Origin of the sequence: Desulforhopalus sp. IMCC35007 (assembly GCF_005116575.1) — a bacterium.
GTDB lineage: Bacteria > Desulfobacterota > Desulfobulbia > Desulfobulbales > Desulfocapsaceae > Desulforhopalus_A.
The window spans coordinates 1-25589 of the sequence record NZ_SWCN01000037.1 but is presented as its reverse complement, the minus strand read 5'-3'; the positions used below and the strand labels follow the sequence as shown (position 1 = coordinate 25589).

Below are 25589 nucleotides of genomic sequence, written 5' to 3'. Positions count from 1 at the left end.
TCCACGCATGCAAATGGCATCAAGTCTCCAGCGCATCATCTGTATTTTTTTCCTGGTCTTCTCTACTTCTGCACAAACTGCAGAAATTGATAGTGTCACCCCACGGGGAGTAATTCTTGAAGACAGTCTGCATCAACTCAATGCGATCATTAATGATCGTATACAGGAGGGTGTTGATAATGCAAATAAATGGCAATCCGGTTTTGGGACCCTACCTAAAGAAGGCTCTTGCAATGAAGAAATATTGTATAGGGAACTGAGAAAATCGATTTTTGGTACTCTTACGGCGTCTTGGGGCTTAAAGGGTTATAGCCTGGACAAACAACTCCGTATTCTGCTTGCTGACAAAAGTTACTCCCTGTCTTTAAAAGACTCAATATACCGAGACATTAATTATATTGAGGGTTTTTCCTTAAATCTGAAAGAATTGAGTGATATTGTAAATATTGATGGACATCTTATTGGACTTGATAAGATCGGCCATTTTTTTGCAGAAGGATGGGAATATTTTGAACAGACCAATGAAAACGATAAGACCTTGATCCAAGCTATTCAATGGGGACAGGACCAGGAGGCTGGGAATTTCGGGTATGCCACAACAGGGATTTTTTCTTACGCCGATCTAGTTGCAAACTTCAACGGTTGGCGCTTCTGGAGCAATGTTCTTCATACAAAAGACGACCCTCTAAAAAATGGATTTGCCAATTTTTTTGCCTCATCTTATATCAGTTGCAACATCCAAATCCTGAATTCTATTCGTTCTCGTAAAATAATTCGTAAATGGAGCATTAAACAAAAGTTTGATCTCATGGATTATCTCGATGGAGCTTGGGATGAAGGTAACAATTGTGTCAGCTTCAATAATCCAATTATAGAAGAAAAGGTAATGGCCAGGATCAATACCACCAAACCCGACTTTAAATGCCCTTACATAGAAAAAGAGTGTAGTAAAGCCCGAGATAAATATGGCAAATACGCGAAATATATTCTCCATCCTGCCTGCATCACCGTAAAATGATTCGGCTAAAACCATAACACTTTTTGTTTTTCTCTCTCCCTTTCAGTCATTCATTTCATCACCACAATCTCATCAATAAAGTTTTTCGTAAGTCAAGACACAATCCATACCGCTGTAGTAAATTACTGCAAATGACTTGGAGCGCTGCACCTGCGAAAAACACACCAGCGCAAGAAGATATTGATAGAATGTACAACTCAGACCAACTGCTTGGATTTATCGCTGACATTGATTATCTGGACAGTGTGTTGCCAGAGAAACCTCACGCAAGATGGTTTAATTAACTCGACCACTCTACAGGCCATAAAGTCTAAAGCCGTTTTGATAAATGTTGGGAGAGGAAACGTGGTGGTGAAACCGAATTAAAGAATAATCAGATCCCAGGGACCGTCTTATATGAGCATTTGTACACCCCCCACTTCAAAGGAGAGTATTTCCTCTCCCCACTCTGCTCTACCCAATTCATTGTGTAAGTTGTTGAGGTAATGAGAAACGGGTTGAAGTGAGGTAAGCCTTTACCGTATGTCAATTATACTCCTCTGATCTTCTTTTTAAAGAGATTAAAAGGGCTTAGATAATAATTATTGCAGTCTACCCTCCTGTCCCGGCCTCGACCATCTTCAATCTCATTGAGGACTACAGCGATCACTTTAATCGAAGATAATATCTACATCGGTTCTCTTGTAACTTTTAAGATCAATATTCATTTAGAGTGTTGTTTTCAGCACAATACATTACAGCAATGTTACCCGATAATATTTTGTTGACAAAGGCATATCAAATACAGAAGAGGTTCTTTTGCTCCATTCCATACTTTTCTGAAATTAAATGATAGATAAACAAACAATAAGTTGAATAATGTCGAATTAACAAATATATGCCAAAGGAAATTAAGGTCGTTTGATCAGTTTTGAAAAACATCTGAACCTGATAAATATAAAAAGAAAATAACAACATAACAACCATATATGAAAAAGGTATAGAGATTGACCAATCATGATGGTATGAGTTGTTGTTTTATCTTGTTTTAAAGAGTTATGTCTTGTTTTCTAAGTTCCATAACCCTTGTATTTAGTGAGTTACAGAGGCATTCAGTATAGAGATTGACGGTCAAAGGTATAGAGATTGACGGTCAAAAGTATAGAGATTGACGGTCAAAGGTATAGAGATCTACAGTCTTTTGGTACAGAAATTGACGGTATGGACTAAAAGTCTATGAAATTGAATTGATTGACAAGAAATTCTATTTCGTAAAAGCATAGGAATTGATGGTCGGCAGTAAAACTGCTCTTGTATAAACAGTGTAGAAGTTGACGATCAGCGCTAAATCCGGCCTTGTATTAAAGGTATAGAGATTGACGGTCAGCGCTAAATCTGACCCTGTATTAAAGGTATAGAGATTGACGGTCAGCGCTAAATCTGACCCTGTATTAAAGGTATAGGGATTGACGGTCAGCGGTAAATCTGACCCTGTATTAAAGGTATAGGGATTGACGGTCAGCGCTAAATCCGGCCTTGTATTAAAGGTATAGAGATTGACGATCAGCGCTAAATCCGGCCCTGTATTAAAGGTATAGGGATTGACGGTCAGCGGCAAATCCGGCCCTGTATTAAAGGTATAGAGATTGACGGTCATCGCTAAATCTGACCCTGTATTAAAGGTATAGAGATTGACGGTCATCGCTAAATCCGGCCTTGTATTAAAGGTATAGGGATTGACAGTCAGCGGTAAATCCGGCCTTGTATTAAAGGTATAGAGATTGACGGTCATCGCTAAATCTGACCCTGTATTAAAGGTATAGAGATTGACAGTCAGCGGTAAATCCGGCCCTGTATTAAAGGTATAGGGATTGACGGTCAGGGCTAAATCTGACCCTGTATTAAAGGTATAGAGATTGACGGTCAGCGGTAAATCCGGCCCTGTATTAAAGGTATAGAGATTGACGGTCATCGCTAAATCTGACCCTGTATTAAAGGTATAGAGATTGACGGTCATCGCTAAATCCGGCCCTGTATTAAAGGTATAGGGATTGACGGAGCGATTAGGATAACTTTTTGCTGAGCTAAAGGTATAGGGATTGACGGTCATCGCTAAATCCGGCCTTGTACTAAAGGTATAGGGATTGACGGAGCGATTGGGATAACTTTTTGCTGAGCTAAAGGTATAGGGATTGACGGCAAAGGTATAGCCTTGACAATATATCTATACTTTAGTATTTTCGCCAACAACAATACCTTTCTCTCAAGGAGATATTCTTTGACAAAAATTGAAAGATCGCCACTCATAGTACAATCTAACAAGCTTGTTGAATCCAGATATACGCTGAGTGTGGGCGAGCAGCGATTAGTTTTTGCGGTCGCATCAATGATTCATCCGGACGATGTAGATTTTTATCCTTATGAAATTAAGATCCGTGATTTAGCGGCAATTCTTAATATCGATTTGAATAATGCATACCGCGACGCAGATAAGATAACAGATCAATTAATGCAAAGGGTCATTGTCATTCCTGAGGATGATGGGCCATTGAAAGTTGGCTGGGTATCTTCTTGTAAATATAATAACAAGAAGGGATCCATAAGTTTTCGATTTGACCCCAGCTTGAAGCCATACCTTTTACAATTGAGGAGGGACTTTACTCAATCAAAGTTGACCATACTGGCTCAATTTCAGAGTATTTATTCCATAAGAATTTATCAATTATTAAAGCAGTATCGAAAAATTGGTTACAGAGAGTTTCGCGTTGATGAATTGAAAGAAATTCTCGGCATCGATAAGGGTAAGTATGTCCAGTTTAAGCAGTTTAGAGCGTGGGTCCTGAACCAGGCAAAGAAAGAATTTGAAAAGAAAGACGAATCAGGATTTTATCAATGTGATCTGACATTTAACTTGGAGACTATCCGAGAGGGAAGAAAAATAACCAGAGTGAGATTTAACATTGTAAGTCAGGTGTATCAGGAAAATCTTCCTTTTATGGACACTAAATCAATTTTTCCAGTAGAATCTGAACGATCATCAGAGAAGGAACTACTTGAAAAATTGGAATATTTTGGCATAACGCCATTGAGAGCTAAGTCTCATATTAATGATCTGGGTGAGGAGAAAACTCAGCAAATACTAGATTATTACAATACCTGTTTGGCTGCTGGTACGGTGGAGAAGAAAAGTGGTGCTTTTCTGGCGTATCTGTTGAGAGAAAAAATTACAGGGAAAAGTGATTTTGAAGCGGATCAAGAAAGCAAAAAGCTGAAGAAACTTAATTTAGAGCGAAAAAGAAAGGTCGAGCTGTATAAGGCTGTGGAAAAAAGGTTTTCTGAATTAGAAACGAAATTTCTCCAAAAAGAAGAAAAGTACAGAACCGAAATAATTCTGAAATATGAATCGACCCTGCACCCTGTTGTGCAGAAATCATTTAGGGAAAATGGTGTTATGTCTATCCAGTTCAGAGAACAATTCTTGGAATTTGCTGAAGAATATCTTTAACAGATATAGCGAAATTATCCATCTGCAATGTCTTTCCAGATGGTGGCAACTACAGTGTTTTAACATCATCCTGTTTTTCTATGTATTGTTTGAGCATAGACAGCAGTACCCCTGGTAGAAATAAGATAATAAGATCCCGTCTTGAACAAAGGTTTCCGAAAAAACATTTCCAGTTTACGAAGACTCTTTCCGTATGAATTTGCAGCAGCCCGTTTCTGCTCTGTTCTTTGCAGATTGTCCCAAGCCTTTCTTACACAGGGGCGGTTTAACAAGCAGTTCCTAGGATCATTTTGATGGCTTGAAGATAGTTTCAGGTTTTGAATGGTTTGTAAGGATGAACAGCCAAGGAATACTAACAGTGCTGAAACCATCTGGAGATATTCTGCATAAACATTCTCGCGAAAAAACGAGATATCTGAGTATCCCAGTTGGTGATTTCATTCCGCCCACCCATGTTGAAGGGCGCGACGCGTAAAACCAGATGGTAGATGAGTCCTGTTTTGATGATTTTATAAAGGAGGATTTTACGCCAGGCAACAGATTATCTCTGCGAAAAAATATGAGCGGTGTTACGCCTCAATACGAACTGAACCGCAGCAACCCTAAGATCGGTTTAAGCTGTGAAATAGGCTGGGATGTCGACGATTATATCCAGCGTGTAAAACTTGCAGAGCTTAAGTGATCTCTTCCTGAGGGTTAAGCGACACCTCCCTCGAGCAAAAACTTTTTTCACCCCTTCTCCATGTCACGCTAATACTGCTCTGGAATACAATGGCCCCACCCGATGGTTACCAATACAGTTGTACTGTCACAGCTATCGAGAGTGGGCTGTCAACCTCGATGAGGTGATGAGCCATAAACATAGGGCCAGCGAAAAAATGCTTGTGGGCTATACTCCTGACGAACTGTAGACATTGTTGATCTATCAACCAGAGAGATACATAAAACCCAGATCTTTGTTGCTGTCCTCGGTTCGAGTAACCACATCGGAGGCAACTCTCATCCAGAAAGTTGAAGATAGGATAGCCTCCCTGATTCTTGCTTTCGCCCTTTTTTTTAGCGGTGTCCCAGATGATTCTGTCCCTTATAACTTCGTGAAAAAACAACTCGATATCCACCACACCAAAACAATGGTGGAGTGTCTGCACCGTAATCAACTGATAGCCAGAAATCTCCGCGACCAATCCCGGGAAGCCATACAACCATCAGGGGCCACCTGCCGCAAAAAAACTAATGATACTCTGAATGGAGCCCGGAAAGGATTATACGTTGGGCGGCGATAATCGGAGCTCACACAATCATTTTCCTGAAAAGAGCGCACTCTCGACAGGCTTACAGTAGCTGTGCTTGGGATTTAAGGTTGGGTAATCCTAGGGAAAACAACGCCTCGAAACGGTTTGTAACCGTGCTCTACAGGTCGATGTTCTCTCATAAAGAAACCTAGAATAGATCCTTAAAAGCGGCCTGGATCCAAAGAGCACTGAGAAAAGAGACAAACAACAGCATACCGTTCCATCACAGCAACATAAGCGGTGCAGACTACTACGACACGACAACTCACCTCGGCACCTTTGCCAACAATGCATGCAGGCTGGGTTTTAATACCATCTATGTGAGAGTTACAAAACTCATTGAGGACCTCAGTCCGGCCAAAGGAAATGAACAATACCTCAAGATGCCTGCATTCTTTACCAAGGCCGATAAATTAGTCTTGGATGATTTAGGCCTGGAGCAGTTGGATCGTGAGAAATACCATAATTTATTATAGATATTCGAGGATTGATATGGCCTCAAATCAATCCTAGTGACCAGCTAGCCCCCTGTCGCCCCCTGGCATGAACAGATGGACGACCTGACCCTTGCAGACACAATCCTCAACAGGTTGGTACACAATCCACGAGGTAATGGACAAATAACAGTGTCGCTTCGCACCGACTACCCGGCCGAGCTCCTCTGGTATAGGCGCTCTGAATCACGAGGGATATGCAAGATATCTGAGATTTAAATTAAGAAAGAGCGGCAGGTAAAGGTTTCAATGTTCGCATTATAGATAGGTCTCTGTCGCATTGAAGCACGTAAGATACCCCAAATTTGTCGGGAAAAGAACTGGCTGAAAATTTAAAAAATATTTTGTGAACCTTTTATGCCAAACAACAAATTAGCTTGGTTGATCGTATTTGGACCTGTTTGAAGTGTTGTCAAATGCATGGTTAAAACCTCCAGGTTTGCCGGCATCGTACTGAGCCCCTATCGAAGAAGTTGTTCAGCTTTGTTTGTAAGAAGCCTTCTCTATAATAAAGGCGGAGGTTTAGGGCTAAAGTTCTTGTTTATTTGGAATTAAAACGGTTTTTTAAGAACCCAATGGACAGTGGTTTATATTGCAGTGATGAAACTGCACAGGACTTCATTCCCTCTCACCATGTGCCAGGCAGAACTTACCACCAGGCCCACAATAATATATTCTTGCCTTGTGGCTACTGGAAATCCCATTTGACAATACAGAGGATCTCGCCCATCGAGGGTGTCGGACGTCCGACACCCTCGATCTTAATCTGTTGTGCTTCTTCATATGATTATGTTAATGTTGCAGATCTTTAAGATTTGGCGTTTTTGTTCTCTTTGAACATAATATTAATTTCCATAATCATCCTCAACCTCAGTTGGGAATATGAAAAAAATCATTTCTGTCATAAACCAAAAAGGTGGTGTTGGAAAAACAACAACATCTACGAATCTTTCTTGTGGTCTTGCTTTGGCAGGTTTCAGAGTTTTGCTCATAGACCTCGACCCACAGGCCCACTCGACAATTGGAATGGGAATGGCTGATCATTGTGAATACTTTGTCCAGGACATTCTAATAAATGGAAGAGATATCAGAGAGGTGGTGTGTAAGACACCAACTGAGAACCTAGATATTATTGCGGCAAATATTCATCTGAGCAAAGCAACTAACACCCTTTTCAATGAGCATTTCAGAGAAATGAGGTTACACAATGCCTTATTAAAGGAAACAGATAATTATGACTTTGTCGTCATAGACTGTCACCCTTCTCTTGGTATTTTAGAAATTAACGCTCTTTACGCCTGCAATTTTATTTTAGTTCCGACCGATACCGGGCGATATTCTTTGGAAGGCTTTGCTGATCTGATAGATACCATAAGAGGTATAATGGGTTCTGATGCAAATATTAGAGATTATCTTAGAATACTTGTAACCATCTTTGATTCCCGAGAAAAAGGGATCAATGACTGGGTTGATGAACAGTTGGCCGAATTTTCTGAAATTGTATTGTCGACAAAGATTAGAAAGATTACAGGAATCAAGCAGGCACAAATAGCTGAGCAGCCCATAATGGTTTATGATGAAAAAAGTCCAGGGACTGAAGACTACAATAAGTTAACTCAAGAACTATTATCAATATGGTAGATTTCAAAAAAAAAATAGTCGGGAAAACAACGAAGTTAGCTTCTAAAACCCTCGAGGGAAATGATATTTCGCCTGAAATCTCTATTTTTGAGCAGTATGTGGAGGGTAATTTATACAAAGTTCCACTCAAATTCATAGAGCCAGATCCTGATCAACCTAGGAAGAATTTTGATGCGACAAAGTTAGATGAACTTGCTGCCTCGATCAGCAACAAAGGCGTCTTACAGCCTATCATCGTCAGGAAAAACGATAGAGATGACATTGCGAGTGACTTTTTGATAATCGCCGGGGAACGCCGTTATCGAGCGGCGATGATTGCAAAAATAGATGTAATGCCTGTAATTTTTTCCTCTGGGGATCCTGCTGAAATAGCCCTTATCGAAAATATCCAGCGGGATGATTTAAAACCTATTGAAGAGGCCTATGCCTATGCCAGAATAATGGAAACCCATGGGTACACTCAACATCAGTTGAGTGCTGTTGTGGGAAAAGCCAGAACAACAATCAACGAGATACTCACGCTCAACAAGCTGCCGGAGTCATTAAAAGAGGAGTGTCGGACGTCCGACACCCCGAAAAACGTTCTCTTAGAAATTGCGAAAAGAAAAGATCCAAAAGAGATGATTTATCTCTATAACAAGGTTAAAAATGAAAATCTCACCGTCGCTAAAATAAGGCAACTCACACGACCCAAACCTGTCAGAACCTTTACCCCGATGGACAAAAGAGTTATCGCAAAAATCCATGAAGTGAAGCGTCTTATCCCTAAGATAGATAGAGTAGAGCTCAGTCCTGATGATAAAGAAACATTATGGCAGGAATTAACAACTCTACAGAAGCTCATTGCATCTGTATTGGCGGATGAATAATGTCTTTTCTCAAATAACCACACCTATGAGTTGGAATTGTATAGTCCATGGATGGGTTGCCAGGTATCTTCCGGGAAAAATCTAGAGATTATTAACGTATCATTCTAACCCTTTGAGCTAAAAAGTTCCTTTCTCCTTATATCTCTTCTTTGGTTGTTATTTTTGTTTTAAAGAATGTGTTGGCAGCTAAACCTGATACTCTCAAGTGTTTTTGCCGTTTCATTGGTACCATTTTTATTTTGGCCGCAGCTTATTCCACAAAGTATGTCATAGATGTTGGTCTTAGTTAGTGTGTCTTTCAAGAAGAGTTTCTTCATTTTTACTCACTTTACGGTCGTTTTGTATTGGAAGTTTCATAGGAAAAATTCCGATATTTTCTCTGTAGATATAACTTAAAGAGCGTTTTGACAAAAACACACATAAATTTGTTGATGCGTTAATTCTGAGATGGGGCCATATTGAAAGCTAATTGACGCTCTAATGCTTATAATAATCAGCAATGAATAGGATTGAGTAATTTTGGAGGGAGTCATGAAAGAATTACTCCATTTTTTACTTAAATGGGGACTTGGGGGGTGCAGGATTGGCATTGGACTACTTGTGATCAATGCCGGATATCAGTTAACACAAATGCAGGACAGTTTTATCTTTTGGAGCAGTGAATATTCTATTTCAGGTATCTTTGTGATTATTGTTGGGCTTGCCTTTATTGTATTTGGGCTTTTCCCAAAATTCATTGATACATCAAATTGATTTTTAGTGTTAATCTGGGGGAAGATTGAAAAACTTTGAAGTATTTTTTGTCTGCTGTGGCGTCACTCTTACCGGCTTCTTGTAGCGAAGAAAAAGCAAGTGCAATAGCCGACATAGAGCTGAGTTGGGCAATTCCATGAAAAGTAGATTTTAGTCAAGTGAACTGGATTTTCTCTATTGTCAGGGAGGTTGTGGGTGGTGGAGTTTTCAGCATCAGGGGGTAAGCCAATCAAACTGCCAAATGTTAAAATGTAAAATAGTATAATACAATGACAGGGAAGTAGAGCTGGGGTACTATAAACTAAAGGATGTCAGGATGAGTCTTTTATCTTCTAAAATAATTTTTCCGGCATTTTTTAGAGCGGTCATTGCCCTGGTGATACTGACCCGATGAGCTCCTGTTAAAAAGCCTAAATCCTCATGGGTTAAAGGAAATTGAATTACAACTCCCTGTGCGCTGGTTGCACCATGCTCTTTGGCCACATTACAGAGCACCCTGTGGAGTCGTTCTTCAATATTGGTTACCGCCAGGCTTCCTACCTGACTGGTGAGCCAGTTCACCCTGTCACTTAAATTCCTTATAACCTGTAGCCCTATATTAGGATATTTAAGAACAAGTTGTTCAAACTGAGTCCTGTCAAACCCGCAGGTGAGTGTCTCTTCGAGACAAATAGCGCTTACCGGGTACTTGCCTTGAACTGACAAACTATTTTCACCGAGAAAATCACCATCTTTGCGAATATCCAGGGTGAGTTCACTACCATCTTCAAAAACTTTCACAAGTTTAATACGCCCGCCCTTGATGAGAAACAACTCATCGGCAGGATTAGACTGCATGAAAAGCGTCTCTCCCTTTTTCAGCTTTTTTCGTGCTGCCTCTTTCGTTAATTCAGCTACTTCCGCTTCTGGAAGGTTTTTAAACATCCACAAGTGTCCGAGACAGATCGGAGACAGTTCGATATCAGGGCCAGCGATTTCTTGACAAAGACAACCCATGGCAGTTTTCCTCCTGCGGGATCATTGAGTATCCAGTGACTAACGGTTCAGGTCGAAGCCCTGAGATGATTTTTCTCACCAGTATGAAAGATGTGCTCTTGATCATTCATTCAAGGATAGAACCTGAAAAAACACTTGTCAATAAATATTTGAATGACTATTCAAGATAATGCTGTATAATTTCCTCGAGTAATCCAGAATAAGAATACAAGAGTACGAGGTAAGAGAATGACAAGAGCCCAGTTTGATAGAAAAGAGGTTATAGAAAAGTCCATTGACCTGTTCTGGCAAAATGGTTTCAGTGCAACGTCAATGAAGCAGGTGGTACAAAAAACTGGCCTTAAACCCGGATCAATCTATCTTGCCTTTGGTAATAAAGAGGCCCTGTTCAGGGAAGCGTTGGAAAGTTATGCCCGCAAGCGTATGGCCCAAATGCACAGAGTCCTGGATGAGGCACCCTCGGTTGGGGAGGGGATTGTAAGAATTTTAGAGGGGATTGTTGAGGAATCGACCAAAGAAAATTATTGTAGTTGCTTCCTTATCAAAACTCGCCTTGAGTTAGCCGCTGAAGGCAATGATCTGTATGAGTTTGCTTCCTCTAAGCTTGGTGAAGTGGAAGAACTTTTAGAGAGTTATCTGAAGAAAGAGTGTAATAAACAGGTGAGCCAGCGACGTGCAGCCAGTTTGATGTTGCATATGTTTGGCACACGAGTTTATGGCTACCAGAAAGGTTCAGAAAGGCGTATACGAGAAGGGTTAAGAGAGGGATTGCCCTGGCTCCCCTGGGAGTAGAAGAAGCAATCTTATGTTCCTGTTTGATTCAGGTGGAAGGGGCTGCTCGGAGCTGTTTGATAAGTATAAATGTGGTCCTTTGCGAGGCGGAGCATCACTTTTTTTGCTGGATCTCATATTGGTAGTATTCTTTCATCTTTGTAGCTATTAGGCCCATTTTTTATTTCCTTGAACCTTTTCTTCTTTTCTTACTTGTTTTCCAATGAGTTGAATTTCTAGGGATAATATCTAATCTCATTGTCTGGAATAAATTTTGCTAGAAAATAGTTGTAGTGTTTTTAGCTAATTCTATTTGTTCGACGAGTCAATGTATGTTCGGAATTGGTCCATGACCGTCTCAAAACAAGAAACAATTGTTCAGTGATCTGCAACTGTTAAGGTTCCTTCCTTTCCTTGTTAATAATGAATTAGTTTCATCGATACTGACCAACAAGGCAACCCCATTCTAGACCTAGATTCGTATTTCAGAATTTTTTCTGAATCCGGTAAGGAATAGCGGTGAGCGAAAATGGTGATGAAAATGATAACAATCAGATACGAGAGTGGCGATAACCAAGGGACGAGTACTTTCCGCGTTCAAGTTAATAAGAAGTTTCTCTGTAGATTTGAGCATAATTTGTCAGATGGTCCTGCAAAATGCCTGCAAAGAGCAGCTGATGCCCTTAAGCTCGAGGAGTGGGCGGAGTTTGAAATAATGAATGATTGTAAGGGCGGATGACACATACCGCTGATCGAATGATTATTTTTTTCAAACAACAGATATCTGCATGAAAAGATACGCTCTGGCATTATTTCCAGGCTACTTCTGAACGGATTCGGGCAATCAAGGGTACAATGGTCATAGGTGTGCTTGTAGTACCACTTGTATTGTTGGGGAAATCGTTTTTCGCTATAACAATTGCCCTAGGGGCGTTGGCTGGAGCTCTTTTTGAGATAGATGACCGCCCAAGGGGGCGGATTAAGTCGCTGACCCTTAAAGTCTTTAGTTTTGCGCTGTCCAGTCTGTCGGTTGAACTGTTATGTCCATGTCCGCTTCTGCCGGGGATTGGTCTTTTTGTCTCCACCATTGTCTTTGTACTCAGAGGTGGTCTGGGAGAATGTTTTCGCTTTTTTTTACTCTGCAGCCATCCTGGCGTGCACTGGATGAACATCTGGCCCACGGCTTTGTTGCCTCTCTAAATACCTTGCGGTCAAAGCCAGGCTATTTCCGAGTGAAAAACCATGCAGGGAGAAATTCGTAATCAGCTTGCCTTGTTAAATGTACAGGTGGTTAGTGCATTGGACGGCTGCAAAGAAGTAATCAACAGTTATGGTGATTGCACTGAAGGTAATAAGCTCCTGAGTTCTTTAGCATTACCAAGGGGGAATGGAATATTCCTACAAGCTTTTTTGTCTGGCAGCTCCGTAGCTATTCTGTCTCTGTTGTTTTTGTAACCATTTTCATTTTGTGTGCATACAATTTAATGGCCGGTAAAGGTTTGGCCAAAGCCTCCCTTTGCCGAGTTCTCTTTTTCTCCTCGAGAAAAAGCTTAAAAAGAAGATTGTGTCATGCACAAATTTAGGTTTCATCTTGGCACAGCACCTCAATCATTGTATGAGAAATTTCAATGCTGCTATGAACTTTACTTTAAATTCAACGATCGAAATTTCTCCTGGCGTGATTGCGTTTTGTCAAATCAGTATATAATTGTCCGCATGAGCATACCACTTCAATATAAATCTCCATTGTATCCGGGTGTCGAGGCACTTTCCTGTAAAAATAGCTTTGCCTTTGCCGGGCATATTCATAATGGCCATGTCCTGTGGCTTAATTCCGAAGGAGGCGAGCAATATAGCCTGAAGGGTTGTACGAATATTCTGCAGCCAGGCAGTGTAAGCATAATTGAGCCAGGAATTGTTCATTCAAACAGACCGTGGAGTTCGGCCAGGCGGCATTTGCGAAGTCTCTATCTGGGAGAAGAATTCTTCTTGTATTTGGAGAAATTGTTCACGGGTGAAGTGAAAGGTAAACTTACATTACCGACGTCTGTTATTGAAAACCGTAAATGTTGGCAATTGGCGATTCTTCTACATGAAGGGATACTCAATAACGAAGACCAATTACTTCTTGAGGAGTTGAGCATTTCTCTCTTTTTGCAAATGAAGAATTTGCAATTTGGAGAAGTGATTTATCGTAGAAGTTTGGATAATTCAAGTGACAGGATTAATACTATCGTTGAATTCATGCGAGCCGGATGTAGCGAAAATCTTTCTTTGAACAATTTAGCAGAAATTGCCCAGTGCACTTCATATCATTTGATTCGACTATTTCGAAATCAGGTGGGAATGTCGCCACATGCTTATCTTGTGCAGCTGCGCCTCGAAAGGGCGCGGGAATATATAGATAGTGGGCAGGGTATAGCTGAAGCAGCATTTCTTGCTGGCTTTTCCGATCAAAGCCATCTCTCAAGATCTTTTAAGAAACGATACGGATTGACACCCGGCCTGTATGGTTCTCAAAAGTTGTCCTAAGCCTTTTGGCAGTATCAACCCTCAATCAGATATGTTTTTTGGCTTCATACGGACCTCGACTACTTGATATGGCAGAAGGATAGACAAAAGAGCGGATATGTCGCCCTTATCAAAGCAACCAGGCAATAGAAAATGGGGATGAGTAATTTATAGAAGACCTGAAATGTACGGTGTTGAAAGTTTGGATGGCAAAATATTCTAATATGCTGAACAATCCTTTAAGCCTCTTTTTTGTGCGGAATGTCAAAATTCCATTATGAAGTGTATAGCTTTTTGAAGAGAAGGGCGTTCGTTATTAAAAATAGCTAATCCTTAGGATTAAGGTTCTAGGGAAACACGGTTCTTTGCCACACAACCAGATGTCGGGTGGCAAAGAATCGTTGGGTAAAACAGGACGATTTAGACCAGACCGCGTGTGGTCGTCACTCCCAATGAATCGTATATCTGACGCGTGGCATTGGATTTGTTAAGGGTGTACAGATGAATGCCCTTGGTATTATGGTCGATGAGATCACGGACCTGTTCAGTGGCCCAATGGATGCCCACCTTGGCCTGGTGTTCTTCATTTTCTGCCCGTTGCATCGCCTTTATTAAACGTGCCGGAAAACGGGTGCCGGCAGAAACTTCAGCCATCCGTTTGAGCAGCTTCACCGAGGTTATTGGTGCAATACCCGCCACGATAGGTACACGAATACCAGCCAGTTCGCATCGTTCACAGAAATCGTAAAATTCGTTGTTATCAAAAAAGAGTTGGGTACAGATATAGTCAGCTCCAGCATCAACCTTAGCTTTCAGGTGGTCAATCTCATGGAGTCGGTTAGGAGTTTCAGGATGTCCTTCCGGAAACCCGGCCACGCCGATACCCATTTGAGGCTGGTGTTTGCGGATAAATTCTACTAACTCGGCTGCATACCTAAAACCCCCGTCAACGGGCTCGAAGGGCCCTTGACCTTGAGGAGGATCTCCCCGTAATGCAAGAATATTGTCAATTCCGCTGGCTGAGTAGGTATCTAGTATTGACTTGATTTCATCACGGGTTGACCCCACACAGGTCAAGTGTGAAACCACAGGTAGGTCGGTTTCTTCCTGAATTCGCACAACCAGATCATGCGTCAGATTACGGGTTGAACCGCCCGCACCATAGGTGACACTTACGTAGGCCAACTCAAGCGGTGAAAGATCGCTGATGGTTGCGAAAAGTTGTTCCGCTGCCTCTTTACTTTTTGGGGGAAAGAGCTCGTAACTATACGCAATCGGATTGCGATTAAATATTTCCGAAATATGCACTGGGGTTCTCCTTGTACAAAAAATAACTGCGAAAAAGTTCACATTCGACAATCGAATTATGTCGCTTACCGCAGAAGATAATTTACCAACGTTGCCATATCATAATCATTTTTTATCACAGTTTTAAGCTCTTTGAGATGACTATTCCGGTTGGTCATGTATTGACGCTGACAAGTACTACCAGTCAGACCGTTGCCTTGTTGGTCAGGGTAAGTCTTGGATTGTCTCTCAAGAAGCTATACAACTTGGTTGATAAATTGAATCACCTTATTATAGTGCATTGCACTGGTAGCCCTAGTCCACCCATTTTGCAAAATATTTTTTACCACTGAAAAATATTTATAGTGAGAATCTTTAATTGACGATTTTAGAGAAATATAAAACATGAAAACAAATCAACCCTACGGGGAAGGACAGCTTGAGTCTAAAAGTGCTGCTCCCACTTTGCCCGTATTTCCAGGAACATCCCTTGCTTTGTCAACCGATCTTTACCAATTAACTATGGCACACGGTTATTTAAAGGCGGGTATGGAGGATAGGACGAGTGTATTTCACATGTTTTATCGTACCGCCCCCTTTAAAGGGCGGTATACAGTGGTTGCCGGTATCGGGCCTTTTGCTGATTGGCTGGAAGCACTGCAGTTTAACAGAGAGGATCTTAATTTCCTCCGCACAGTGACAGGCAAAAATGGAAAACCCTTCTTTGATGAAGCTTTTTTGGATTATTTAGCGAAGTGGAGATTCAGGGGCTCAATCGATGCGGTACCAGAAGGGACTATTCTTTTTGCCCACGAACCGATTGTTCGGGTTCGGGCACCGCTTTTGGATGGGCAACTCATAGAAACGGCTCTGCTGGCAATCGTCAACTATCAAACCCTTATAGCGACGAAAACTTCTCGCATTCGTCTGGCTGCTGGAAATGATGAAGTCTTGGAGTTTGGCCTGCGCCGCGCACATGGGTTGGACGGCGGTTTATCAGGAAGCCGGGCTGCCTATATAGGTGGAGCCAATGCTACTTCGAACGTTCTAGCTGGATCACGTTACGGGATCCCAGTGCGTGGAACTCATGCGCATAGCTGGGTGATGGCCTTTGATAGTGAAGAAGATGCGTTTGACACCTATGCGGATGTTTTCCCCCATAATTCGGTGCTTTTGGTGGATACCTATGATACTTTGGAAGGCGTTAAAAAGGCCATAGATGTTGGAATAAAGCTGCGAAAAAATGGAGCCGACCTGATGGGGATACGGTTGGATTCGGGGGATCTTGCCTACCTCTCCACCCAGGCCCGCAACCTCCTTGACGCAAGTGGTTTTGAAAGCACCAAGATCGTTGCCTCAAACGATCTGGACGAGAGACTTATCAAAAGTTTGAAGACCCAGGGGGCTCCTATTGATATCTGGGGTGTGGGTACAAAACTGATTACGGCATTCGATGAACCGGCTTTGAATGGGGTGTACAAACTGGCTGCGGTTGAAAATGCAGAAGGGGAGATGATTTCGCGGATGAAGATTTCAGAGCAGCCGGCCAAAACCAGCATTCCGGGTAGCCTGGAAGTGGCGAGGTTGTGGTTGAACTCCCACTGTGCAGGTGATGTGATTTATGACATCCTCAGTGAGTCTCCGCCGGGAATGGCGGATGAAAAGGTTGTTACAATCATTTCACCAGAAGATTCATGGAAGAGAAAAGCCATTCCGACAAAAGGGATGAGGGTCACCCATCTTTTACAGCCACTTTTTGAAAATGGAGTGCGAGTGTCTTCCAATGAAACCTTAGCCGAGATGCGCCAACGGACCCAGGAGAGTTTAGCGGCCTTTGATCCGACAATATTCCGGTTTGATAATCCCCACGCCTATGCTGCCGGTTTATCCCAGACCCTCTTTGAGCGACGGCAAAAGATGCGGGACCATGAGTTTGAAAGAATTAAAAATCAATTGGCAGCTGCCGAGAACAATGGTTTCAAAAATGGTGAATCCTCTCAATAAGACGGCAAAACATGAAACGAGCACTCCTTGTTGTTGATATTCAAAATGATTTTCTTCCCGGCGGTGCGTTGGCCGTACCGGAGGGAAATACTATCCTACCATTTGTTGTAGAACTCTTACAGACAGGAAAGAATTATGACCTGATTGTGGTGACCCAGGACTGGCATCCCCCAGGGCATGGTTCTTTTGCCTCATCTCATAATGGAGCAGAGCCTTTTCAGCTTGGTGAGCTTTCCGGACTGCCACAAATGTTGTGGCCCGACCACTGTGTGGAGAAGACGAAAGGTGCACGACTGTCCCTTGATATTGAAAAAGCGGTGGAAACAATTCAGGCGGCCGGGCGGCCAGTTCTCACAGTCAAAAAAGGTCAGCACAGAGGTGTTGATTCCTATTCAGCTTTTTTTGACAATGCTCGTCTCCATGATACGGGACTTCAGAGCATGCTGGTGGAACGTGGGATAAATGGTGTCGATGTTGTCGGTCTCGCTTTTGATTATTGCGTTAAGGCGACAGCAATTGATGCGGTATCTCTCGGCTTTAAGACCCGTGTCCTGCTCCAGGGAACCCGCCCAGTTGATCCATCTGCAGAGACTGCGGTTGTAGGAGAATTGGCTGGAAAAGGTGTTGTCTGTGTTGCAGAGGTGTGAACCACTCTAGCTGTAGAGTTGGGATCAAGTTTGAGCTAAGGAGTTGAGTGCTGTTCAACGGGCCCGAGGCTTAGTCTGGTAATGTCGTTCAAGCTGGATCAAAACTTATGATGACGGGGATCTATCGGCTTTCCTCGCACATCGATAAAAATCCACAAGCAACAACGAGAAGATAAAAACAAGGTGTACAGTGTGCACGAACCTGATGTTGATTGTATCAGTAAAGGAAAGGCTCATAAGCGATATGAATTTGGGACCAAAGTCAGTGTGGCAACGACGAGTCGTGGAGGCTGGTTTGTTGGTGCTCTTGCCTTCCACAACAATCCATACGATGGGCACACTCTGGAGGAGACTTTAGAACAAGTGACCAAGCTGACAAAAAGCCCAGAACATGTTTTTGTGGATCGCGGGTACCGAGGTCATGATTACACAGGTAAAGCTTCGGTGCATGTTGACAAAGTACGGAGAGGGAAAACCTCAAGCCATAATCAATGGTGGTTTACGTGGATCAAGAATCGGTTCCAATGGGAGAAGCAGAAGGGTCACAACCAGGCCGGTTAAGGCTCTTGATAAGAATCTCAAACTGAATCAGGCCCTTTGGGTTTTGACTCAGGAAATGGGAAAACTTGCCATAGAAAACGTATAGGGACAGGCCAGGGCTAAGCCCTGGTCCACCCCCCTTGACTATCAGCCGCTTTCCTTCGGGGGAGCGGGTTTTTTTGTTTTCAGGGCTAAAACTGTGGAGTATTAAATTTATTCCATCGTCAGCAGTGTATACTTGTCGTGACTAACGGTCTTTGGTGCTTTGAAAATAGAGGTCGAAACCGAAACCGTGTTCTAGTGCCTTGAGAGTGACAGCTTACAGGGTTAGCCTATACCTGAAGCGTTGGTGGAATATTAAGACCATTCGAAATGGCTATTGTAGGGGATATTATCACTCTCTTTGAATTGTTCTTCGGCTAGTTTGCTCCTGCAATCCTACCCTGATAAATAGGTAAAACATGTTTGTAGCTGGTTCTCTCTTTTACCGTATTTTTACATTTTTTCCATGAGTAGCTACCGGCATAACTTTCATGGCCAATCATCATTACTGCTCACTGCGGCGGAGATATAGCCTCATTCCCATTGTTAGCTGTAGTTGCTCGCACTCATAAATTCCAATTCTCGCACTTATCCGTTTTTTCATTCTCACATTAAGTGACCGTATAAATCAAAACGTGCTCACATTAATTGACCGTATCCGGAAGTCTGCTCACATTAAGTGATTCTATCCGTCATTCGTTCTCACATTATTTGACTCTATAAATGAGAAAAGCTATCAATAAATAGAGTTTTACCTACATTTTGTAGACCACATTCTCGTTTTCCCTGGTGTGCTACACTTTCTGTTTCTGAGCCATCACTGCCAAAGCCTGATCTCTCTTCATTGAGGTATATAATGTGTAAGGAGGGGAAAATTATTCAATAAGTGAAATCACATCATTGGTGTTCTTGTCTAACAAGCGCTGCCCTTTTTCTTTCACTGAACCATCTCCATTGACATAGTCGTATAGTGTGGTCGTCGTGATACCTAAAGTTTTAGCAACATTCGAAGCATTTGATTTAGGATCGGCCATAGCAGCCATTGCCATTTTCAAAGTCTCGGTTGTCATTTTTCTTGGCCGACCTCCCATTCGCCCTCTTGCTCTTGCAGCAGCAAGTCCCGCCTTAGTACGTTCTTTTATCAGTTCACTTTCGAATTCGGCCAAGGCTGCAAAGATACCAAAAATTAATCGACCATTTGCAGTCGTTGTATCAATTTGGGCTCCGGCTCCGGCCAGAACTTTCAAGCCAATATCTTGATTACCCAAATCCTGGACAGTGTTAATCAGGTGCTTCATATCTCGGCCCAGTCGATCAAGTTTCCAAACAACAAGTGTGTTTCCAGGTTGAAGGGCTTTTAGGCATTCTCGCAACCCTGGCCGGTCATCTTTCCGACCAGACGACAAATCTTTATACGACAATTAAGTTGGTCTCATTTCCTTGTGCTTACCCAGGGGTGTTGAATTAAGACTACGGCTTTTGTGGCTATTGATTCAAGAAACTACGGCTATGGCCTTGTCAAAAAGTTCGATACCGTACGGTACGGTACCCTTCTGTTCAAATGGGCTCGTTGGCCCTAGAACATTGTTTATGGTCTGAATCTTCTTAGCTGTACGACCGCAATGATAAACACCAGTACGCTATAATCTTTATTCATGCCAGATATCGTGATATAGACATGATCCATATTACGATTGAACCTTCTTAAATCTTGTTCTACTGCGAGCATTAGCATAACTCCGAATATCTAAATGTTGATACAAGATCCACTTTCATGTATCTAAATAATAAGACACACATCTTTACAGCGTATCAAAATAATGATACACTTCTGGTGTGATCGTATTGATATCTAAATACATTGAGGTGTCGTATGTTTAGCAAGAGAACAAAATCAAATCGTATTGACTCTACAAGGCATGTCGTCCTGCAGCAGTTAATGAAGAAAGTAAAATCAGCACGTAATGTTATTGTACCAAAATCACCAAAGGATGGCTGGATTCGAACAATCCGTCAGGCATTGGGAATGTCTGGGGCTCAGTTTGCCAAAAAAATGGGTTATACGCGCAATAAAATATCCATACTTGAAAGAAAGGAAGCAAGTGGAGATATCACCATAAATCAGTTGAAGGAACTGGCGGAAGGCTTAGACGCTGAATTAGTATACTGTGTTGTCTCTAGGAAAGATCCGGAGCAATTTATAGATGATCAAGCCCGAAAAAAAGCGACTGAAATAATCCAGAAGACTCATCAAAACATGTGTCTTGAGTCACAGCATATAAGTAATGAAGCCCAGGAAGAACAGATAAGATTTCTGGCAAATGAAATTAAGCGAGAGGGAGGTAAATCCCTGTGGGGATAAAGTTGTTATGCCTATTTTCACAGAACCAGAAGGGGCTACTCCGTTAGATCCAGATGAAATCGAGGGCTTGATTTATAGCCATATTGAAACCCGTGATGAGTTAAATGCTCTTGAAAATGCCAATGTTGCGGATTGTTTGGTATGGTTGTCAAGTCAGCCAACTTTATCATCAGAAGAGATATTATCTCTTGATTTTGCAAGAGCTTTGCATGAAAAAATGTTCAGTAGGGTTTGGGGCTGGGCTGGTGATTTTCGTACTACAGAGAAAAATATTGGTTGTGCTCCAAATCAGATCCGGGTGAATCTTCACAACCTGTTTGAAGATATAAAGTGCTGGATTGAATTTGAACACTATGGATTGCTGGAGCTTTCAGCAAGAATTCATCACCAACTTGTCAAAATACATCCTTTTCCCAATGGCAATGGACGGCACTCCCGTATATTTACGAACTGTCTTAGAGAAAAAGGTCTTGGCCTGGAACCAGTAATTTGGGCAACAGGAAATATAGATCGACAAAATGAGGAGCGAAGGGAATATATAGATTCATTGCGACAGGCAGATCGGAATAATTATCAGCCCTTGATAAGTTATCTTGTAGGTAGAGGCAATTAGAAATCTGAAACAGTAAAATCCAGATTCACGCTTGACCGCAAATTTGTCCACTTTTGATTGTGGAGACCCCGGCCAGGACAAGAACGGGATGATTCAAAACAACGGCTCCTGATTCATAAATCACCTCGCTTTGAAACCGGTTATCATCACCCCCCATCGGCCTGTAACCCGTCCTCACGACAGAACCAACTCTTGCACCTACAGATAAAATCAGACAACATCATTTCTCGTTGCAATATTAAACGGCACAAGACTCACTTTACACTTGGTTTCACGGATGTTGGGTATGCCCAAATTAAGATACAGCAGTAATATGTTGACTTTTGGCCAACCTGATTTGTTACGTAAATTGGGTAGCAGAAAGAGTATCAATCTTATAGGTGCCAAAATAGATGTTCAACGACAATTATAACTCCCGGGAGGAATTATAATTGTCGCTGGTCAATAGATTTGAGACTGCCACTTCTTCTGTCACTTAGCTAATTGGCAAACATGTTGTTTGTTTTTGTTGCATTTTGTTCGAAATTGAACAATTCCAACAGGAGGACAATATGAGGTCAGCAAAAGACATTCTCAAAGACGCAATCGAAGCATCACCCAAGGAAGCATTAAGTGATCATGTGAAAACGATCGTGGCGCTACGAGATAAGGATTATTCCTGGCGCGACATCGCAGACTTCTTGACCGAGCGTGGTGTGTCTACCAATCATTCCAAAGTATTCAGATTTTATCAAAAAAACAAAGGTGAAAAGATGACCGTTATCCCGACAAAAGATCAGTACAAAAAAGCCCTTGAGGTCCTCAAACCCAAGATGAACGCAAATCAACTCAGGATGCTTGAATTCCACTTTAAGTCTCACAATCGCACTGTCACTTTCTCTCAATTGGCAGACGAGGTTGAATACAAAGGGTATGAGGGAGCCAATATCCATTACGGCAAGTTGGGAAGGGCATTAGGCGAGGAGACAAATTTCGAGTTTGTACAAGCCGAGAAAAGAAACGAGCCATTCTACGCTAGCGCTATCGGCACGGGCATCAATCAGGATAAAAAGGCTGATTTCCACTTCATCATGCACCATGAGCTGGCCGACGCTATAAGGGAACTCGGTTGGTTTTAATTATCCCGCTGTTCTTTACGATAACCTTGAGAGACATATCTCGGGGTTATTTGAATTGCCCCAAAGAATTGTACCCAGGAGCATTGAATCAAACCAACGGCTTTTGTGGCAAATGTTTATAGTACTTTTTCGTCCACTTGAGGTTTAAGGTCCTCTCAGCAATAAAAAAGCCGATTCAAAAGAGGATCGGCTTTTTTAACTTTTCTTGTAGTATAAAAATAATTAGCAGCAGGCCATTGCTGGTGTTAACCATTCCTGCGGGTTGATAAGGATCGGTGTTTTGTCTTTAACCGGTTTTCTTTTTTGTGGTAGCTCAGAAAACAAAGAGAGCAGCTTATAACATCTTTTCTCTTTGGGGCAAGGGTCATCAAAGCAGGTGAGGTAAGACATCCGGATCATTCTGTCGTATCCTTCCCCGATCGCCTTCTTACCGTTTTCCCATCTGGACAGTGTGGATGGATCAACTCCAAGTACACCGGCAAGGCCGATAGCATTCAGAGAAAGCTCCTTTCTTAAGAAAATAATTTCTTCAGGTAGGAGTAATCCTTTTTTGTTTTTGCAAATCTCAAGGCCTATCATTTTGTGCAATGCTTCGGCGTTTGGGATTGTGGTAAATTCTTCCCCACACTCGCTACAGGTGTACTGCGGTATTCCGAGCAGTATGACCTGTAGTCCGCCCATGGGATAGTTATATGGTTTGTCTTTAGTGACAGACATTTCTCCACCACATATTGCGCATTTTTCCATGTTTTTCCAATAGGGTCTGGTGACTCCTATCGCCTCCTGAAAATATTATGGAAAGAATAAATCTTCTACTTTTTATATTACAGTAATAATTATGCAGTTGTTTGCCGTGATAATTGCCAGCACAACCTTCCCAGAATCTCCGTCCAGGTCTTGACCTTTAAAAGTGTATTTCCAGTTGTTGGCTCTCTCGTTAAATACGGATTCGGTCATTTGTCCATGCTCAATAATGTATCGGATATCACGGTAACCGTAGTTTCTTTCTTCCATTCGTTCCCTGGCATGATAACTGAGGGTAAGTTCTCCTCCATGGTCGAGTGCGTCTCGAACCATCTCTTTTACCTCGCTCTCGGTGAGTTGTTCTGTCGGGTCAAATGGCATGTCTTAAGATATATGAAAACTTGACTTAAAGTCAAGTCTAATAAGCCGCACTGGTTTATTAAGTTTGTGACATACCACATCATGTACTTTTGGAAATAAATCCCTACAAGATACAGGCAACACATAGGTGTGCCTGAAATTATAGCGGACAGCAGGCAGGATAGTGCCGGAATAATGGTTACATTGAAAGTCGGCGTGATAACCAGTACCGCGCCGACCAAAGCGACGGTCAGTGGAATCCACTGCATTTTGAGAATCTTTTCTTTTAAGAAAAGGGAGGCAATAAAAACTACCCAGAAAGGTGAAAATTACTCAGTATCACCGCATCGGCCAGAGTCAGATTGATGATGGCGTAAAAAAGAAAAGACTTCCACACAACCCTTTCAGGCCCAGAGCAATACAAAGAACAGGCTCCTCTCTGAAGAGGGAAGCAGGGAAAGCTTCGTCCGTTTCATACTCCAGATGGCAACGGTGACTCCTATGAGATTGCTGAAAAAAAGTTTTTCATAAATATTTATTTCTTTCCCTGCCCATTTTACACAAGTTACCATCAACGCTATACCGAGGCTTGCGGGAACTATGAAAAAAAGTCCTGCTTGTTTGCTCTCAAATGTCACTGACTTTACCGGATTCTGAAATTCTCAAGAAACGTATCGATACCGGTGAGAACTGCAATTTGAGTATCTTTTGAAAGCTCATCTTTAAGATGCGACATCGATGGCTGGCACAAAGCAATACCATCATAACTCTCCTTTTCCAGCGCTCCGATGATTGCTGTTGTGATCAATCTGTCATGAAGGGATTTATCCCCATTTTTTATCGCCTCTCTTGCTCCATTTACATAGATTTCTCTTTTTCGTATATCTTTGCCTGAACTGTATTTTTGTATCCCTTTGGTGGTTGGCGACAAAGCTCCTTCTGAAGTAGCAACCAGAAGGAATGAATCCAACTCAGCCAGGGCCTTGTGCAGATATTGATCAAGCACTTGTAAGGGGCGATGGGCCTCATCTGCAATATCTGATAATGCAGTACATGTCAGGATAAACTCCACATCTCCCGACTCGCACCCATCTTCTGCCAGCCTGACGAGAGTGTTTAGTCGATCTAGAACTTTCTCTCTATCGTATTGCAAGATCGTCGAGAGCTGGTCATCCATTATGTTTTCGATTCGGGTCCCGGGTAATCGTAATTTCAACTCTCTATTAAGCCTGGAAATTATGTCTGGCACCGTGTGAATAAACACAATTTTTTTCATATAATCACCTCGCTGAAACAGTGTTTGTTGTCTTTAGCTAATAGCTTCTCATAAGTGAAAAAAGGTTGCTGACAACAATAAGGACAACTCCCATCAAGGTAAGACCGTCAGGCCTTTCAGAGAAGACGGTAAGTCACTCAGTGGATAGAAGGAGTAGGTTACGACCTGAGAGTCACTGAAAATGGTAAGCGGCCCAACAAAGCTATCTGGAGAATCAGTCCAGTCGATGAAAACAAATGCATCCTGCAAATTACCGGTGAGGTAGATTTTATCAAGAAATTACCGTTGCCTATCCGTTGGGCTCTGTTGAAGTTCAAACTGAAGCCACTCTATACCCAATACCTGTTCCAAATCCTGGAAGGATTTGCCTTCTACGCAGAAACAGGTAGGCAAGTGACACGTGATCAGTTTGGACCTCATCCACTCTTTTCTAACCCGTATTTCTCACCAAGTGGCAATTGGAGGCCAACAATCAAAAAATCGCGTAAAAATTGTTTTTTTGGACGACACATATTTTGAAAAATGAGCCCCTGAAACATATATTTGTCGTTCTGGGTAGCATTAAAGGACAAAACCGAGCGAAATTGTCGAATATAAGACGCACCTGTCCCTTCATTTACGCACTTAATATTATTTCATGACTACGAATTGGCAGGTATTTTCTGTATATTGTTCATCACTTGGGTGAATATAGCTTTATATGGATACCCCTCTGCAAAGGATACCCAGACCTTTCTTACCGTTACTCTGACTCTTGCTCCAATTTT

22 protein-coding genes and 2 pseudogenes are annotated in these 25589 nt (G+C 42.1%); 17 read left to right on the top strand and 7 right to left on the bottom strand.

The window, feature by feature from the left end:
• The first annotated feature begins 13 nt into the window (after nt 1-13).
• Both FCL48_RS23055 and FCL48_RS26015 read left to right on the top strand, forming a co-directional pair.
• Nucleotides 14-1018, top strand: a complete 1005-nt coding sequence (locus tag FCL48_RS23055; protein WP_136876147.1) for a hypothetical protein — start codon at nt 14-16, stop codon at nt 1016-1018.
• 243 nt (nt 1019-1261) lie between these two features.
• Nucleotides 1262-1384 carry an NAD(P)-dependent oxidoreductase gene (locus tag FCL48_RS26015; RefSeq protein WP_371418691.1) on the top strand — a complete coding sequence of 41 codons (123 nt, stop codon included), beginning with the start codon at nt 1262-1264 and terminating at the stop codon, nt 1382-1384.
• Between the two features lie 877 nt (nt 1385-2261).
• Here the strand turns inward: FCL48_RS26015 and FCL48_RS23045 are convergent.
• The gene (locus FCL48_RS23045; protein WP_136876145.1) at nt 2262-3107 is read right to left on the bottom strand and encodes a hypothetical protein; all 846 of its coding nucleotides are present in this window, start codon (nt 3105-3107) and stop codon (nt 2262-2264) included.
• A 168-nt stretch (nt 3108-3275) separates the two neighbouring features.
• Between FCL48_RS23045 and FCL48_RS23040 the strand changes: the two genes are divergently transcribed.
• The 6 genes from FCL48_RS23040 (at nt 3276) to FCL48_RS23015 (ending at nt 9551) form a co-directional block, all read left to right on the top strand.
• Nucleotides 3276-4502 (top strand): replication initiation protein, encoded by a 1227-nt coding sequence (locus FCL48_RS23040; protein WP_169309346.1) that lies wholly within the window; start codon nt 3276-3278, stop codon nt 4500-4502.
• Between the two features lie 481 nt (nt 4503-4983).
• Nucleotides 4984-5184 (top strand): hypothetical protein, encoded by a 201-nt coding sequence (locus FCL48_RS23035; RefSeq protein ID WP_136876141.1) that lies wholly within the window; start codon nt 4984-4986, stop codon nt 5182-5184.
• A gap of 786 nt (nt 5185-5970) precedes the next feature.
• Entirely contained in the window at nt 5971-6270 is a 300-nt protein-coding gene (locus tag FCL48_RS26010) for an ATP-binding protein (protein ID WP_136876165.1), read from the top strand.
• Between the two features lie 900 nt (nt 6271-7170).
• Complete coding sequence (locus FCL48_RS23025; RefSeq protein ID WP_136876139.1) at nt 7171-7929, top strand: ParA family protein; 759 nt, start codon at nt 7171-7173, stop codon at nt 7927-7929.
• The gene (locus FCL48_RS23020; RefSeq protein WP_136876137.1) at nt 7923-8798 is read left to right on the top strand and encodes a ParB/RepB/Spo0J family partition protein; all 876 of its coding nucleotides are present in this window, start codon (nt 7923-7925) and stop codon (nt 8796-8798) included. The genes FCL48_RS23025 and FCL48_RS23020 overlap by 7 nt, the downstream gene beginning before the upstream one ends.
• A gap of 531 nt (nt 8799-9329) precedes the next feature.
• Nucleotides 9330-9551, top strand: a complete 222-nt coding sequence (locus FCL48_RS23015; RefSeq protein WP_136876136.1) for a hypothetical protein — start codon at nt 9330-9332, stop codon at nt 9549-9551.
• Between the two features lie 294 nt (nt 9552-9845).
• Here the strand turns inward: FCL48_RS23015 and FCL48_RS23010 are convergent, their stop codons facing one another.
• Nucleotides 9846-10547 (bottom strand): Crp/Fnr family transcriptional regulator, encoded by a 702-nt coding sequence (locus FCL48_RS23010; protein ID WP_136876135.1) that lies wholly within the window; start codon nt 10545-10547, stop codon nt 9846-9848.
• 228 nt (nt 10548-10775) lie between these two features.
• Between FCL48_RS23010 and FCL48_RS23005 the strand changes: the two genes are divergently transcribed.
• The 3 genes from FCL48_RS23005 to FCL48_RS22995 all read left to right on the top strand — a co-directional run bounded on the left by FCL48_RS23005 (nt 10776) and on the right by FCL48_RS22995 (nt 13850).
• Entirely contained in the window at nt 10776-11339 is a 564-nt protein-coding gene (locus tag FCL48_RS23005; protein WP_136876133.1) for a TetR/AcrR family transcriptional regulator, read from the top strand.
• A gap of 846 nt (nt 11340-12185) precedes the next feature.
• Entirely contained in the window at nt 12186-12518 is a 333-nt protein-coding gene (locus FCL48_RS23000; RefSeq protein ID WP_169309345.1) for an FUSC family membrane protein, read from the top strand.
• Between the two features lie 516 nt (nt 12519-13034).
• Nucleotides 13035-13850, top strand: coding sequence for an AraC family transcriptional regulator (locus tag FCL48_RS22995; protein WP_169309344.1), 816 nt, complete (start codon nt 13035-13037; stop codon nt 13848-13850).
• A gap of 399 nt (nt 13851-14249) precedes the next feature.
• On the opposite strand, the gene metF is transcribed toward FCL48_RS22995, so the two are convergent.
• The gene (metF, locus tag FCL48_RS22990) at nt 14250-15137 is read right to left on the bottom strand and encodes a methylenetetrahydrofolate reductase [NAD(P)H] (RefSeq protein ID WP_136876127.1); all 888 of its coding nucleotides are present in this window, start codon (nt 15135-15137) and stop codon (nt 14250-14252) included.
• A gap of 384 nt (nt 15138-15521) precedes the next feature.
• Here metF and FCL48_RS22985 point away from each other — a divergent pair, with 384 nt between their 5' ends.
• The 3 genes and pseudogenes from FCL48_RS22985 to FCL48_RS25575 form a co-directional block, all read left to right on the top strand.
• Nucleotides 15522-17120, top strand: a complete 1599-nt coding sequence (locus FCL48_RS22985) for a nicotinate phosphoribosyltransferase (RefSeq protein WP_136876124.1) — start codon at nt 15522-15524, stop codon at nt 17118-17120.
• Nucleotides 17121-17131: 11 nt separating this feature from the next.
• Nucleotides 17132-17767 carry a bifunctional nicotinamidase/pyrazinamidase gene (gene pncA / locus FCL48_RS22980; protein ID WP_136876122.1) on the top strand — a complete coding sequence of 212 codons (636 nt, stop codon included), beginning with the start codon at nt 17132-17134 and terminating at the stop codon, nt 17765-17767.
• Between the two features lie 150 nt (nt 17768-17917).
• Nucleotides 17918-18313 (top strand): annotated as a pseudogene (locus tag FCL48_RS25575) (transposase); the annotation flags it as partial.
• A gap of 911 nt (nt 18314-19224) precedes the next feature.
• Here FCL48_RS25575 and FCL48_RS22965 read toward each other — a convergent pair.
• Nucleotides 19225-19764: pseudogene (locus FCL48_RS22965) on the bottom strand (recombinase family protein); the annotation flags it as partial.
• 458 nt (nt 19765-20222) lie between these two features.
• Between FCL48_RS22965 and FCL48_RS22960 the strand changes: the two are divergent.
• The 3 genes from FCL48_RS22960 (at nt 20223) to FCL48_RS22950 (ending at nt 22442) form a co-directional block, all read left to right on the top strand.
• Complete coding sequence (locus FCL48_RS22960) at nt 20223-20711, top strand: mobile mystery protein A (protein WP_136876115.1); 489 nt, start codon at nt 20223-20225, stop codon at nt 20709-20711.
• A gap of 7 nt (nt 20712-20718) precedes the next feature.
• On the top strand, nt 20719-21324 hold the full coding sequence (locus FCL48_RS22955) for a mobile mystery protein B (protein ID WP_136876113.1): 606 nt from the start codon (nt 20719-20721) through the stop codon (nt 21322-21324).
• A gap of 551 nt (nt 21325-21875) precedes the next feature.
• Nucleotides 21876-22442, top strand: a complete 567-nt coding sequence (locus FCL48_RS22950) for a hypothetical protein (RefSeq protein WP_136876111.1) — start codon at nt 21876-21878, stop codon at nt 22440-22442.
• A 222-nt stretch (nt 22443-22664) separates the two neighbouring features.
• On the opposite strand, the gene FCL48_RS22945 is transcribed toward FCL48_RS22950, so the two are convergent.
• From FCL48_RS22945 to FCL48_RS22935, 3 genes are all read right to left on the bottom strand, one after another.
• Nucleotides 22665-23189, bottom strand: a complete 525-nt coding sequence (locus tag FCL48_RS22945) for a type II TA system antitoxin MqsA family protein (protein WP_136876109.1) — start codon at nt 23187-23189, stop codon at nt 22665-22667.
• A 72-nt stretch (nt 23190-23261) separates the two neighbouring features.
• On the bottom strand, nt 23262-23567 hold the full coding sequence (locus tag FCL48_RS22940) for a DUF4258 domain-containing protein (protein ID WP_136876107.1): 306 nt from the start codon (nt 23565-23567) through the stop codon (nt 23262-23264).
• Nucleotides 23568-24189: 622 nt separating this feature from the next.
• The gene (locus tag FCL48_RS22935) at nt 24190-24822 is read right to left on the bottom strand and encodes a hypothetical protein (protein WP_136876105.1); all 633 of its coding nucleotides are present in this window, start codon (nt 24820-24822) and stop codon (nt 24190-24192) included.
• Nucleotides 24823-25589: the final 767 nt, after the last annotated feature.

Excerpts from the sequence above, each read along its gene's own strand:
- FCL48_RS23055 (WP_136876147.1), top strand. The coding sequence starts at position 14 with ATGGCATCAAGTCTCCAGCGCATCATCTGTATTTTTTTCCTGGTCTTC.
- FCL48_RS23045 (WP_136876145.1), bottom strand. The coding sequence starts at position 3,107 with ATGACCGTCAATCCCTATACCTTTAGCTCAGCAAAAAGTTATCCTAAT.
- FCL48_RS23035 (WP_136876141.1), top strand. The coding sequence starts at position 4,984 with ATGGTAGATGAGTCCTGTTTTGATGATTTTATAAAGGAGGATTTTACG.
- FCL48_RS23025 (WP_136876139.1), top strand. The coding sequence starts at position 7,171 with ATGAAAAAAATCATTTCTGTCATAAACCAAAAAGGTGGTGTTGGAAAA.
- FCL48_RS23020 (WP_136876137.1), top strand. The coding sequence starts at position 7,923 with ATGGTAGATTTCAAAAAAAAAATAGTCGGGAAAACAACGAAGTTAGCT.
- FCL48_RS23015 (WP_136876136.1), top strand. The coding sequence starts at position 9,330 with ATGAAAGAATTACTCCATTTTTTACTTAAATGGGGACTTGGGGGGTGC.
- FCL48_RS23010 (WP_136876135.1), bottom strand. The coding sequence starts at position 10,547 with ATGGGTTGTCTTTGTCAAGAAATCGCTGGCCCTGATATCGAACTGTCT.
- FCL48_RS23005 (WP_136876133.1), top strand. The coding sequence starts at position 10,776 with ATGACAAGAGCCCAGTTTGATAGAAAAGAGGTTATAGAAAAGTCCATT.
- FCL48_RS22995 (WP_169309344.1), top strand. The coding sequence starts at position 13,035 with ATGAGCATACCACTTCAATATAAATCTCCATTGTATCCGGGTGTCGAG.
- FCL48_RS22985 (WP_136876124.1), top strand. The coding sequence starts at position 15,522 with ATGAAAACAAATCAACCCTACGGGGAAGGACAGCTTGAGTCTAAAAGT.
- pncA (WP_136876122.1), top strand. The coding sequence starts at position 17,132 with ATGAAACGAGCACTCCTTGTTGTTGATATTCAAAATGATTTTCTTCCC.
- FCL48_RS22960 (WP_136876115.1), top strand. The coding sequence starts at position 20,223 with ATGTTTAGCAAGAGAACAAAATCAAATCGTATTGACTCTACAAGGCAT.
- FCL48_RS22955 (WP_136876113.1), top strand. The coding sequence starts at position 20,719 with ATGCCTATTTTCACAGAACCAGAAGGGGCTACTCCGTTAGATCCAGAT.
- FCL48_RS22950 (WP_136876111.1), top strand. The coding sequence starts at position 21,876 with ATGAGGTCAGCAAAAGACATTCTCAAAGACGCAATCGAAGCATCACCC.
- FCL48_RS22945 (WP_136876109.1), bottom strand. The coding sequence starts at position 23,189 with ATGGAAAAATGCGCAATATGTGGTGGAGAAATGTCTGTCACTAAAGAC.
- FCL48_RS22940 (WP_136876107.1), bottom strand. The coding sequence starts at position 23,567 with ATGCCATTTGACCCGACAGAACAACTCACCGAGAGCGAGGTAAAAGAG.
- FCL48_RS22935 (WP_136876105.1), bottom strand. The coding sequence starts at position 24,822 with ATGAAAAAAATTGTGTTTATTCACACGGTGCCAGACATAATTTCCAGG.